The 12,035-nt window shown below is 51.2% G+C and carries 12 protein-coding genes; 4 read left to right on the forward strand and 8 right to left on the reverse strand.

The features are described from left to right. Window positions 1-5 precede the first annotated feature (5 nt). The 8 genes from tolA to cydA all read right to left on the reverse strand — a co-directional run bounded on the left by tolA (window position 6) and on the right by cydA (window position 6,272). A complete protein-coding gene (gene tolA / locus WHR59_RS16400; RefSeq protein WP_043015645.1) occupies window positions 6-1,262 on the reverse strand; it encodes a cell envelope integrity protein TolA in 1,257 nt (418 codons plus the stop codon). Window positions 1,263-1,326: 64 nt separating this feature from the next. Next, window positions 1,327-1,755: a colicin uptake protein TolR gene (tolR, locus tag WHR59_RS16405; RefSeq protein WP_003022978.1), complete on the reverse strand. Its 429-nt coding sequence runs from the start codon at window positions 1,753-1,755 to the stop codon at window positions 1,327-1,329. Between the two features lie 3 nt (window positions 1,756-1,758). Continuing rightward, complete coding sequence (tolQ, locus tag WHR59_RS16410) at window positions 1,759-2,451, reverse strand: Tol-Pal system protein TolQ (protein WP_003022976.1); 693 nt, start codon at window positions 2,449-2,451, stop codon at window positions 1,759-1,761. After that, complete coding sequence (gene ybgC, locus WHR59_RS16415; protein ID WP_003831439.1) at window positions 2,448-2,852, reverse strand: tol-pal system-associated acyl-CoA thioesterase; 405 nt, start codon at window positions 2,850-2,852, stop codon at window positions 2,448-2,450. Before ybgC ends, tolQ begins: the two co-directional genes overlap by 4 nt. 275 nt (window positions 2,853-3,127) lie before the next feature. Further along, window positions 3,128-3,421, reverse strand: a complete 294-nt coding sequence (gene ybgE, locus WHR59_RS16420; protein ID WP_043015644.1) for a cyd operon protein YbgE — start codon at window positions 3,419-3,421, stop codon at window positions 3,128-3,130. Continuing rightward, window positions 3,421-3,534, reverse strand: coding sequence for a cytochrome bd-I oxidase subunit CydX (cydX, locus tag WHR59_RS16425; protein ID WP_003022970.1), 114 nt, complete (start codon window positions 3,532-3,534; stop codon window positions 3,421-3,423). The genes ybgE and cydX overlap by 1 nt, the downstream gene beginning before the upstream one ends. Window positions 3,535-3,548: 14 nt before the next feature. Beyond that, entirely contained in the window at window positions 3,549-4,688 is a 1,140-nt protein-coding gene (gene cydB / locus WHR59_RS16430) for a cytochrome d ubiquinol oxidase subunit II (protein WP_043015643.1), read from the reverse strand. A gap of 15 nt (window positions 4,689-4,703) precedes the next feature. Continuing rightward, entirely contained in the window at window positions 4,704-6,272 is a 1,569-nt protein-coding gene (gene cydA / locus WHR59_RS16435) for a cytochrome ubiquinol oxidase subunit I (RefSeq protein ID WP_003022965.1), read from the reverse strand. A gap of 1,219 nt (window positions 6,273-7,491) precedes the next feature. Between cydA and glmS the strand changes: the two genes are divergently transcribed. The 4 genes from glmS to WHR59_RS16455 are packed head-to-tail and all read left to right on the forward strand — an operon-like array spanning window position 7,492 to window position 12,034. Then, window positions 7,492-7,941, forward strand: a complete 450-nt coding sequence (gene glmS, locus WHR59_RS16440) for a methylaspartate mutase subunit S (RefSeq protein WP_003022963.1) — start codon at window positions 7,492-7,494, stop codon at window positions 7,939-7,941. After that, a complete protein-coding gene (glmL, locus tag WHR59_RS16445) occupies window positions 7,941-9,329 on the forward strand; it encodes a methylaspartate mutase accessory protein GlmL (protein WP_286518487.1) in 1,389 nt (462 codons plus the stop codon). Before glmS ends, glmL begins: the two co-directional genes overlap by 1 nt. A gap of 18 nt (window positions 9,330-9,347) precedes the next feature. After that, the gene (locus WHR59_RS16450) at window positions 9,348-10,793 is read left to right on the forward strand and encodes a methylaspartate mutase subunit E (protein WP_003022957.1); all 1,446 of its coding nucleotides are present in this window, start codon (window positions 9,348-9,350) and stop codon (window positions 10,791-10,793) included. Then, window positions 10,793-12,034, forward strand: a complete 1,242-nt coding sequence (locus WHR59_RS16455; RefSeq protein ID WP_043015641.1) for a methylaspartate ammonia-lyase — start codon at window positions 10,793-10,795, stop codon at window positions 12,032-12,034. The genes WHR59_RS16450 and WHR59_RS16455 overlap by 1 nt, the downstream gene beginning before the upstream one ends. Window position 12,035: the final 1 nt, after the last annotated feature.

Raw genomic sequence — 12,035 nt, forward strand, 5'->3', positions numbered from 1 at the left:
CGTTATTACAGTTTAAAGTCCAGTTTGGCATCTTTTACTTTTTCATAAACAGCCTGGCTAGGCGGTTTAGGAATTCTGGCTGTTTTCGCAGCCGTCAGCGCAGCCTGGCACAATGCCGGATCTCCGCCCTCTTCGGTCACATCCAGTAACAGACCATCGGGTGCTAACTTGATATGTAATACGCAAGATTTACCTGCATACAAATCGGCACCATACAGACGACTCTGGATCGCATTACGAATTTGAGATGCGTAAGCACTGATATCAGCGCCAGATGCACCGCCATTAGCACCACTTGTACCACTATCTTTCGCCGGTTGACCGCTTCCTTTCGCTCCACCACCCGATTTCGGTGCATTCTTACCGGAGCTTAGGTCACCTAACAAGTCGTCAACGCCAGAGGCTGCTGCGGCTTTTTCGGCCGCAGCCTTTTTCGCAGCAGCCGCTTTATCAGCCGCAGCTTTCTTATCGGCAGCGGCTTTCTCGGCTGCAGCTTTTTTATCTGCAGCTGCTTTTTCAGCCGCGGCTTTCTTATCAGCCGCCGCTTTTTCAGCAGCGGCAGCTTTCGCGGCGGCGGCTTTTTCTGCTTTCTCAGCGGCAGCTTTCTCGGCTGCAGCTTGCTTAGCGGCCTCAGCCTGCGCTTTCTTCGCAGCGTCTGCTGCTGCCTTAGCAGCTTGTGCTTCTGCAGCTTTCTTCGCATCAGCGGCGGCTTTAGCGGCTTCAGCCTCAGCTTTTTTCTGTGCGTCCGCAGCGGCTTTCTTCGCAGCATCTGCCGCTTGTTTCGCCTGAGCATCAGCTTTGGCCTTCGCATCTGCAGCAGCCTTCGCCGCAGCTTCTTCAGCCTGTTTCTGTTGCTCTTGCGCTTTCGCGGCGGCGGCTTCGGCCTGCTTTTGCTGTTCCGCCTGTTCGCGCACTTTTTCCTGCGCGGCTAAACGTTCTTTTTCCAGCTGCTTCAGTCGCTCTTGCTCAGCCGCCTGCTTCTCGCGAAGTTCCTCAGCTTGCTGCTGCGCCTGTTTTTCACGCTGTTCTTCTGCACGTTTCGCACTTGCCTGCTGCTGCTGCTGCCTGTCGTACTGTTGCACAACGGCGCCAGGATCGACCATAACGGCGTCGATGGACGAACCGCCACCGCCGCCAGCTGAAGCATCAATGTGCTCATCGAACGAACTCCAGATCAGTACTGCAAATAAAATGACATGCAGCACCGCTGAAATAATTATCGCCCTTTTGAGCTTGTCGTTTTGTTCGGTTGCCTTTGACACTCTCGGTTCCCAAAAAACTGTTCGCCTGTTACGCGCTATCTTTCAAGCCAGCAAAACGCGGTCATCAGATTGGCTGCGTCATCAAGCCAACCGATTTTACGCCTGCACTGTGTAACAAGTTCAGCGCTTTAATTATTTCATCATAAGGCACGTCTTTCGCACCACCGATTAAAAAGACCGTTTTCGGATTGGTTTGCAGGCGGCTTTTCGCTTCCGCGATAACCTGCTCCGGCGGCAGTTGATCCATCCTGTCTTTCTCAACGACCACGCTGTATTGCCCAATACCGGAAACCTCAATAATGACCGGCGGTTCGTCGTTACTGCTGACGGCTTGCGATTCGGTCGCATCCGGCAGGTCGACTTCCACACTCTGCGTAATGATCGGCGCGGTTGCCATAAAGATCAGCAACAGCACCAGCAGTACGTCGAGCAGCGGTACAATATTGATTTCGGACTTGAGTTCGCGACGACCTCGTCCACGCGTTCTGGCCATGGCTTACCCCTTGTTGCTCTCGCTAACGGTAAACGCCTGGCGGTGCAGAATCGCGGTGAACTCTTCCATAAAGTTGTCGTAATTCAGTTCCAGCTTGTTCACGCGCTGATTCAGTCGGTTGTAAGCCATAACCGCCGGGATTGCCGCAAACAGACCGATAGCCGTGGCGATCAACGCTTCCGCGATACCCGGCGCGACCATTTGCAGCGTGGCCTGTTTTACCGCGCCCAGCGCGATAAATGCGTGCATGATCCCCCAAACGGTACCGAACAGACCGATATACGGGCTGATGGAGCCGACGGTGCCGAGGAATGGAATATGCGTTTCCAGCGTTTCCAGTTCACGGTTCATCGAGATACGCATCGCACGGGATGCTCCTTCAACGACCGCTTCCGGCGCATGGCTATTCGCCCGATGCAGACGCGCAAACTCTTTGAATCCGCTATAGAAAATTTGCTCTGAGCCCGCCAGATTATCACGACGCCCCTGGCTTTCCTGATACAGACGCGACAATTCAATGCCAGACCAGAACTTGTCTTCAAATGCTTCGGCTTCACGTGAAGCAGCATTAAGAATACGGGTCCGCTGGATAATAATGGCCCAGGATGCGATTGAGAAACCAATCAAAATCAACATGATAAGTTTAACCAGAAGGCTTGCCTTCAGGAACAAATCAAGGATATTCATGTCAGTCACTGCTTAAACTCCGCGACAATAGACTTGGGAAGCGCACGAGGCTTCATTTTGAGTGGATCAACGCAAACGATCAGAACTTCGGCTTCATTCAGCACGGTGTTCTCTGCGTTGACAATGCGTTGCGTGAAAACCAATGAGGTGCCACGCATTGACGTAATTTCGGTTTGAACTTCGAGCATATCGTCGAGCCGGGCAGGCGCAAAATACTCGAGGGTCATCTTGCGCACCACAAAGGCTACACGTTCGGCCAACAGGACCTGCTGACTGAAGTGATGATGACGCAGCATCTCTGTACGAGCTCTTTCATAAAAAGCGACGTAGCTGGCGTGGTAAACCACCCCACCGGCATCGGTATCTTCATAGTAGACACGAACCGGCCATCGAAACATATACTTATTCATTCCTACTGCCTCTTTGTTGGCTTCGCCCACTCACACCAGTTGCTTACCCTGGTAAGCGCCTGGTGACTCGCGTTCTTGCCGCCGCGATGCATCAAGAATGTCGTTGTATATCGCGCTGTCTTCACTGTACATCCCGGTAATGCAACAAAAGGTTAGTGCTTTCAAACTTCGCTACTATACGCGCGGGAATGGTGCTTTGGAATGGGGGAAAGTAAACGGAGAGTAAAAAATTATGGGCTTATGCAAGCCCATAAATATTTAAGGATGTTTCTTATTCAAAAGAAGAAGAAAAACAGTCCAACAATGAGGACGATATCCGCGATCAGCGGGCAGAAGATACCCTGCCAGTGTACGGCACGAGGACGGAAGCCAACGCCGTGAATAATGCCTGCGCAGACCGCCCACATCAGCAGGAAACCATGCCAGATTTCAAGCTCACTGGTTTTGGCCGCAAAACGTGACGGATCCCAGAATATGCAGCCAGCCAACACGATTGCCAGCACAAAGGAAAGCGCCCGCAGGGGGCGCTTGTCCATCGCGTTGTATACCATCGCGATAATGTTGGTCATCAGCTATCTTCTTGTCCGGCTTTGCCTGATTCAACGTGCTCAAGCGCCAGCGCTGTGATTATCCCAAATGCACAGGCAAGAAGCGTTCCCAAAATCCATGCGAAATACCACATTTTAAGCTCCTTACTTAGTACAGAGAGTGGGTGTTGCTTTCAATATCTTCTTTAGTGATGCGACCGAACATCTTCCAGTAGCACCAGCCGGTGTACAACAGAATGATCGGTACAAACACCGCCGCGACCCAGGTCATCAGGTTCAATGTAAGCTGGCTGGAGGTGGCATCCCACATAGTCAGGCTTGCGTTCATCATGGTGCTGGATGGCATCACAAACGGGAACATTGCGATACCGGCAGTCAGGATGATGCAGGCTAACGTCAGTGAGGAGAAGACGAACGCCCATGCCCCTTTCTCCATACGAGAAGTCAGGATGGTCAACAGCGGCAGAACGACGCCCAGTGCAGGAACCAACCACAGAATAGGTGCATTGTTAAAGTTCACCATCCATGCGCCAGCCTCGCGAGCCACTTCTTTGGTCAGCGGGTTTGAGGCGGCATGGTGATCCAGTGCGGAGGTCACAACATAACCGTCAATACCGTAAATCACCCATACACCGGCCAGCGCGAAGCAGACCAGAGTCACCAGCGCCGCAACCTGCGAAGTTGCACGTGCACGCAGATGCAGCTCACCTACCGTACGCATCTGCAGATAGGTCGCGCCCTGGGTGATGATCATCCCAACGCTCACGACACCCGCCAGCAGACCAAACGGATTCAGCAACTGGAAGAAGTTACCGGTGTAGTACAGACGCATGTAGTCGTCTACGTGGAACGGAACCCCTTGCAGCAGGTTGCCGAATGCCACGCCAATAACCAGCGGTGGAACGAAGCTACCAATGAAGATGCCCCAGTCCCACATGTTGCGCCAGCGCATGTCTTCAATCTTGGAGCGGTAATCAAAACCGACCGGACGGAAGAACAACGACGCCAGTACCAGAATCATCGCCACATAGAAGCCGGAGAACGCAGCGGCATACACCATCGGCCAGGCTGCGAACAGTGCGCCGCCTGCGGTGATGAGCCAAACCTGGTTACCGTCCCAGTGTGGGGCGATGGAGTTAATCATAATTCGACGCTCGGTATCATTACGACCGAGGAAACGGGTGAGCATGCCCACCCCCATGTCGAAGCCATCAGTGACCGCGAAACCAATCAGCAGAATGCCAACCAGCAGCCACCAGATAAAACGCAATACTTCATAATCGATCATTTGACGACTCCTGTCTTAGCGTGCCGGCTGAGAAGTCACAGTGGACTGCTCGTAGTGATAACGACCGGTTTTCAGGCTACTCGGCCCAAGGCGTGCGAACTTGAACATCAGATACAGTTCAGCCACCAGGAACAGGGTATACAGGCCGCAAATCAACAGCATCGAGAAGATGAGGTCGCCAGCGGTCAGCGAAGAGTTCGCTACGGCTGTTGGTAATACTTCACCAATCGCCCACGGTTGACGACCGTACTCTGCGACAAACCAACCGGATTCGATCGCAATCCACGGCAGAGGAATCGCATACAGCGCAGTGCGCAGCAGCCATTTTTTCTCACCGATACGGTTACGAAGTACGGTCCAGAAGGACACAGCGATGATTGCCAGCATCAGAATGCCGCATGCCACCATGATACGGAATGCGAAGTACAGCGGCGCAACGCGAGGAATAGAATCTTTCGTTGCCTGCTGAATTTGCGCTTCGGTCGCGTCGGTGACGTTATCCGTATAGCGTTTCAGCAGCAGACCATAACCCAGGTCTTTCTTCATGCTGTTGAACTGATCGCGAACGGCCTGATCGGTCGTACCAGCACGCAGCTCTTCCAGCAGTTGATACGCTTTCATCCCGTTACGGATGCGCTCTTCGTGCTGCACCATCAGATCTTTCAGACCAATGACCGGTGTATCAACAGAGCGGGTGGCAATGATGCCCAGCGCATAAGGAATTTGAATCGCAAAATGGTTTTCCTGCGCATCCTGGTCCGGAATACCGAACAGCGTAAAGGAAGCCGGTGCAGGCTGAGTTTCCCATTCTGCTTCAATCGCAGCGAGTTTGGTTTTCTGCACGTCGCCCATTTCGTAACCGGATTCATCACCCAGAACGATAACAGACAGAATTGCAGCCATACCAAAGCTGGCGGCGATGGCAAAAGAACGTTTAGCGAACGCGAAGTCACGACCGCGCAGCATATAGTAGGAGCTGATCCCCAGAACGAACATCGCGCCACAGACATAACCAGATGCCACAGTGTGAACAAATTTCACCTGTGCAACCGGGTTGAGCACCAGTTCAGAGAAACTCAGCATCTCCATACGCATGGTTTCGAAATTGAAATCCGCGGCGATTGGGTTTTGCATCCAGCCGTTCGCAACCAGAATCCACAGCGCGGACAGGTTAGAACCCAGAGCTACCAGCCAGGTGACGCACATATGCTGGACTTTACCCAAACGGTCCCAGCCGAAGAAGAACAGACCTACAAAGGTGGATTCGAGGAAGAAGGCCATCAAACCTTCGATCGCCAGCGGCGCACCGAAAATATCCCCTACATAGTGGGAGTAGTAGGACCAGTTAGTCCCGAACTGGAACTCCATGGTCAGACCGGTTGCCACACCCAGAGCGAAGTTGATACCAAACAACTTGCCCCAGAACTTGGTCATATCTTTATAAATCTGTTTGCCGGAAAGGACGTAGACCGTTTCCATGATGGCCAGCAAGAACGCCATACCGAGCGTCAGTGGCACAAACAGGAAGTGGTACATCGCGGTCAAGGCAAACTGTAAGCGCGACAGTTCGACTATATCTAACATCATGACTCCTTGCTCATCGCATGAAGACTCCGAGAGTGAACCCCGTTAGAAAGGGTCACACGCATGCCCCAATACAAATTTATCTGCTTCCCCCCGCCGCTGCCCTTTCCTCTCATTTGAAGAAAGGACAATGATGAAAGGTTACAAACATGTTAATAAAACACTCAAATTGATCCCGCAATTATATTACGCCGTAAAATCCTTACAATAAACAGGTTTTTATCGAGGTAAATTTGCATTTTTCGATAGTGATCAATTTATAGCTAATTTACCACCTTCAGACCAATTTGATCTGCAGCAATTTAACCTCTTTTGATGCCGTTTACCAAGTTTTAAACATTGATTTAAATCAATTTTCAAATTTAATGTTAATAGTGTTTAGCAGTAAGATGACTAGTGAACATCATGTTAACAACATGTTTTTCAATGAGTAATTGCCGTTACTACAAATGATAGGTTATTTATTTAAATCTACACGATCTTTTAACTCGCCTGGCTGACAAAATTGTCCGCAGATAAAGAGTCACTATTGCTGGGTAGCTCACAGTTTTTTGTTTAGCAAGTCATGGATTTGTTATTTCATACAAATTGTTCATTTAAATTTTACTTATAATTAACACCAAGATGTAACTATCTCAAATTGAAGCGAAAGCGTCGCTCATTGACAGACGCATTGCGTTTGGCCTTCTCCCGCAGAGCGCAGCCGTTCCGCTTAAATCATCACTTAAAGTTATCATTCACCTCTCTTCTTCTCTTATATGGCAATGTTTAAATATGCCACAAACAATTCATTATCATTTTTATCCTAAATTTAACAAAAAATAATTATGACATATAAGATTAAAAAATAAAAAACCGTTATCCCGTTCACAAGTTATTTAGTAAATGTGATTTTTTAAATTATTAAAAATGGTGCATAAACGAGGCGCGCAACAAAATAAGATTTCGATCACAAACATGGCAAGTTATTTATTACCCAATTTCCTAACAAATTAAAAATCATCGCAAAAAACAAATCATAAGACACTGATAGTAAAGTGATTTTATAAAAAAATAATATAACAATCATTTTGCGCAGGATATTTTGAAAATAGATCAATTGCTTCCTTTTCCGCTTCCACAGAAACTCCAACCCTATTAAGAGGTTGCCACAATCCATGTTCTAAATATTAGAAAACAATTTTCACTTATTGACCATCAGCCCTACAGAGGATTACCCATGAAGAAATCTACACTTGTTATTGGCGTCATCGGTGCTGACTGCCATGCAGTAGGTAATAAAGTTCTGGATCGCGTTTTTACAGCTCATGATTTTCACGTAATCAACCTCGGGGTGATGGTGAGCCAGGATGAATATATTGATGCCGCGATTGAAACAGGCGCCGATGCCATCGTGGTGTCCTCTATCTACGGTCACGGCGACATTGACTGCCTCGGGTTACGTGAGCGCTGCATAGAACGTGGCCTCGGCGACATTCTGCTGTACGTCGGCGGCAACCTGGTCGTCGGTAAACATGACTTCGCTGATGTGGAAGTGAAGTTTAAAGAGATGGGATTTAACCGCGTCTTCGCACCAAGCCATGACCTGGAAGATGTCTGCGCGCTTATCACTAATGATATTCACCAACACAATGGCCTTGAGCAGCGTTGCCTGGAAGAGGCTATCTGATGCAAACAGTTTCTGTCGATATCGGCTCGACATGGACCAAGGCTGCCCTCTTCGCCCATGAAGGCGAAGAATTAACCCTGGTAAACCATGTCCTGACCCCAACCACCACACATCATCTGGCAGACGGTTTTTTTGCCAGCCTGAATCAGGTGCTGAACGTTGCCGATGCTCGCCCGTTACTGAAAAGTGGTGAAGTGCAGTTGAAATACTCTTCTTCGGCCAAAGGTGGACTCGCCGTTGCAGCAATGGGGCTGGTGCCTTCCATTACGCTGGAATCGGCCAAAGTTACCGCCCATTCGGCAGGAGCGAAAATCGCGCAATATTATTCGTACAAGCTGAACCGTCATGACATTCAGGAGCTGGAATCTTCCCCCCCAGACATTCTGCTATTTACCGGCGGTACAGACGGTGGCGAAGAAAGCTATGGCCTGGCGAATGCGCACGCGCTGGCAGGCTCAAAGCTTGATTGCGCCATTATCTACGCCGGAAACCGGGACATTCAGGACGAAATACAAACGATTCTCGGACATAAGGATCTGACCACGGTAGACAACATTCTGCCAGACCTCGATCACCCGAATCCGTTTGCCGCGCGCCAGGCGATTTGCGATGTGTTCTTGTCACGCATTGTCAAAGGCAAAGGCCTGGACGTCATTGTCGGCGAAACAGGCGAAGAGCCAATGCCGACGCCATGGACGGTATATGAGTTAGTTAAAGCCATTAGCGATTACGACAGCGCATGGAAGGAATTCATGCTGATTGATATGGGCGGAGCCACCACGGATGTCTATTCGGCCAGCGCGAATACCCTCTCCCCCGATACCGTCCTGCATGGTGTTCCTGAACCGTTCGTTAAACGTACCGTTGAAGGCGACCTGGGAATGCGCGTTTCCGCCGTCGTGGTGGGAGAAAGCACGCAGGAAATGGTGAAAGTCATCTTCGCCCAACAACCGCAGCGCGAGGAATCGTTTTACCGCTACCTGCGTCACCTGGTTGGGCAACCGGATTACCTGCCACTCAGCGAGGAGGAGAAATATTTCGACACCCTGCTGGCAGGTTTGTGCGTGGGCTATGCCGCTGAGCGCCACGCGGGCACTAAAAAGCAGGTTTGCACCTGCGTGGGTAACGTGGATTTACAGATGGGTCGCGATCTCACCACCGTACGCAAAGTCGTCGGTTCAGGGGGATGGCTCTCTCGCGCCAGCCAGTTCGATATCCATAACTGGCTCAAATACCGGGAGCTGGACGACCAGGGTAAAAGAATTCTGTTACCGAATCAGTTTGAGTATTACCGCGATTCAAATGGCCTGCTCCCGCTACTGGCAAACGTCGCCAGGCTGTACCCGCAAGCCGCTGCTCGCACCAGCATTCAGTGTTTAACCCTATAAAACTTAAGGCAGCTACGAATGGAACTTCGAAATAAAAAATTGACCCATGACGAATTCATGACCGAAAGGCATCAGGTGTTGCAAACCTGGGAAACCGGCAAAGACGTTGAGAACTTCGAAGATGGCGTGAAGTACCAGCAATCAATTCCAGATAAAAAGCGCTTTTCCCTTGCCTTGCTGAAGGCCGATCAGGAAGGAAAAACCCTGAGCCAGCCGCGCGCAGGCGTAGCATTAATGGATGAGCATATTGCGCTGCTCAAAACACTGCAGGAAGAGTGCGACCTCCTGCCGAGCACAATCGATGCCTATACCCGTCTGAACCGCTATGAAGAAGCCGCTGTCGGGATCCAGAAATCTATCGAAGCAGGTACTTCCAAACTGAATGGTTTACCGGTCGTCAATCACGGGGTTGCTGCCTGCCGCCGGATGACTGAATCGCTGGAAAAACCGATCCAGGTTCGCCACGGTACGCCGGATGCGCGCCTGCTGGCAGAAATCGCAATGGCCAGTGGCTTTACCAGCTACGAAGGCGGCGGTATCTCCTACAACATCCCTTACGCTAAACGCGTCACCCTGGAAAAATCCATCCGCGACTGGCAGTACTGCGACCGCCTGATGGGCCTGTATGAAGAGAACGGCATTCGCATCAACCGTGAACCGTTTGGCCCGCTGACCGGCACTCTGATCCCGCCGTTTATGTCCCATTCGGTGGCCATTATCGAAGGTCTTCTGGCGCTGGAACAAGGCGTGAAGTCAATTACCGTCGGCTACGGCCAGGTCGGCAGCCTGACGCAGGATATCGCCGCTATTCAGGCGCTGCGCGAACTGTCTCACGAATACTTCCATAACCACGGCTTCGACGATTACGAACTGAGCACCGTTTTCCACCAGTGGATGGGCGGATTCCCGGAAGATGAAGCGAAAGCCTTCTCCGTTATCGCCTGGGGCGCAGCGGTTGCAGGTATGTCGGGCGCTACAAAAGTGATCACCAAAAGCCCGCACGAAGCGTTCGGTATCCCAACGGCAGCAGCTAACGCTCAGGGCCTGAAAGCGTCACGCCAGATGCTCAACATGGTCAGCGACCAGAAATTCCCGCAGTGCGCTGCCGTGGAACAGGAAGTAGATCTGATTAAGAGCGAAGTCCGCGCGGTACTGAAAAAAGTCTTCGAGCTGGGCAATGGCGACATTGCGCGCGGCACGGTGCTGGCCTTTGAAGCTGGCGTGCTGGATGTACCTTTCGCTCCTGCCGCCTGTAACGCCGGTAAGATCCTGCCTGTTCGCGATAACACAGGCGCAATCCGTATTCTTGAAGCCGGTGCCGTTCCGCTGCCGAAAGATATTCTCGCCCTGCACCACGACTATGTCGCAGAGCGCGCACATTTTGAAGGCCGCAAGCCTTCTTTCCAGATGGTCATTGATGACATCAACGCCGTATCCCACAGTAAATTAATAGGAAGACCATAATGAAAATCAAAAAGGCCCTTTTCACCGCTGGCTACTCCTCATTTTATTTTGACGATCAGCAGGCCATCAAAAATGGCGCCGGTCATGACGGGTTTATCTATACCGGCGATCCGGTAACGCCTGGATTTACCTCTGTTCGTCAGGCGGGTGAATGCGTTTCCGTGCAGCTGATTCTGGAAAATGGCGCGGTAGCGGTGGGCGATTGCGCAGCGGTGCAATATTCAGGCGCAGGCGGTCGTGACCCGCTGTTCCTGGCTGAAAACTTTATTCCGTTCCTCAACGATCACATCAAACCGCTGCTGGAAGGCCGTGACGTTGATGCGTTCCTGCCAAACGCCCGTTTCTTTGACCAACTGCGTATTGACGGTCATCTGCTGCATACCGCCGTCCGCTATGGTTTGTCTCAGGCGCTGCTCGACGCTGCGGCGCTGGCTACCGGTCGTCTGAAAACTGAAGTGGTTTGCGATGAATGGCAACTGCCGTGCGTGCCGGAAGCCATTCCATTATTTGGTCAGAGCGGCGACGACCGTTATATCGCCGTTGATAAGATGATCCTTAAAGGTGTGGACGTCCTGCCGCATGCGCTGATCAACAACGTGGAAGAGAAGCTGGGCTTTAAAGGCGAAAAACTGCGTGAGTATGTACGTTGGTTATCCGACCGCATCTTAAGCCTGCGCACCAGCGAACGTTATCACCCGACGCTGCACATTGATGTGTACGGCACGATCGGTCTGATCTTCGATATGGATCCGGTGCGCTGCGCTGAATACATCGCCAGCCTGGAAGTCGAAGCCCAGGGTCTGCCGCTGTATATCGAAGGTCCGGTTGATGCCGGTAACAAGCCGGATCAGATCCGCATGTTGACCGCCATCACCAAAGAGCTGACTCGTCTGGGTTCCGGCGTGAAAATTGTCGCCGACGAATGGTGTAACACCTATCAGGATATCGTGGACTTTACCGATGCGGGCAGCTGCCACATGGTACAGATCAAGACTCCAGATCTTGGCGGCATTCATAACATTGTTGATGCAGTGCTGTACTGCAACAAACACGCCATGGAAGCCTATCAGGGCGGTACCTGTAACGAAACGGAAATCAGTGCCCGCACCTGCGTACACGTGGCACTTGCCGCGCGTCCAATGCGCATGCTGGTTAAACCGGGTATGGGTTTCGATGAAGGTCTCAACATCGTGTTTAACGAGATGAATCGCACCATCGCGTTGTTGCAAACTAAGGATTAAG

It is taken from the genome of Citrobacter europaeus, assembly GCF_037482245.1.
GTDB lineage: Bacteria > Pseudomonadota > Gammaproteobacteria > Enterobacterales > Enterobacteriaceae > Citrobacter > Citrobacter europaeus.

Bases quoted from the DNA above. Each gene is read 5' to 3' on its own strand.
- tolR (WP_003022978.1), bottom strand. From the start codon at position 1,755: ATGGCCAGAACGCGTGGACGAGGTCGTCGCGAACTCAAGTCCGAAATC.
- ybgC (WP_003831439.1), bottom strand. From the start codon at position 2,852: ATGAATAAGTATATGTTTCGATGGCCGGTTCGTGTCTACTATGAAGAT.
- ybgE (WP_043015644.1), bottom strand. From the start codon at position 3,421: ATGACCAACATTATCGCGATGGTATACAACGCGATGGACAAGCGCCCC.
- cydX (WP_003022970.1), bottom strand. From the start codon at position 3,534: ATGTGGTATTTCGCATGGATTTTGGGAACGCTTCTTGCCTGTGCATTT.
- cydB (WP_043015643.1), bottom strand. From the start codon at position 4,688: ATGATCGATTATGAAGTATTGCGTTTTATCTGGTGGCTGCTGGTTGGC.
- cydA (WP_003022965.1), bottom strand. From the start codon at position 6,272: ATGTTAGATATAGTCGAACTGTCGCGCTTACAGTTTGCCTTGACCGCG.
- glmS (WP_003022963.1), top strand. From the start codon at position 7,492: ATGAAGAAATCTACACTTGTTATTGGCGTCATCGGTGCTGACTGCCAT.
- glmL (WP_286518487.1), top strand. From the start codon at position 7,941: ATGCAAACAGTTTCTGTCGATATCGGCTCGACATGGACCAAGGCTGCC.
- WHR59_RS16450 (WP_003022957.1), top strand. From the start codon at position 9,348: ATGGAACTTCGAAATAAAAAATTGACCCATGACGAATTCATGACCGAA.
- WHR59_RS16455 (WP_043015641.1), top strand. From the start codon at position 10,793: ATGAAAATCAAAAAGGCCCTTTTCACCGCTGGCTACTCCTCATTTTAT.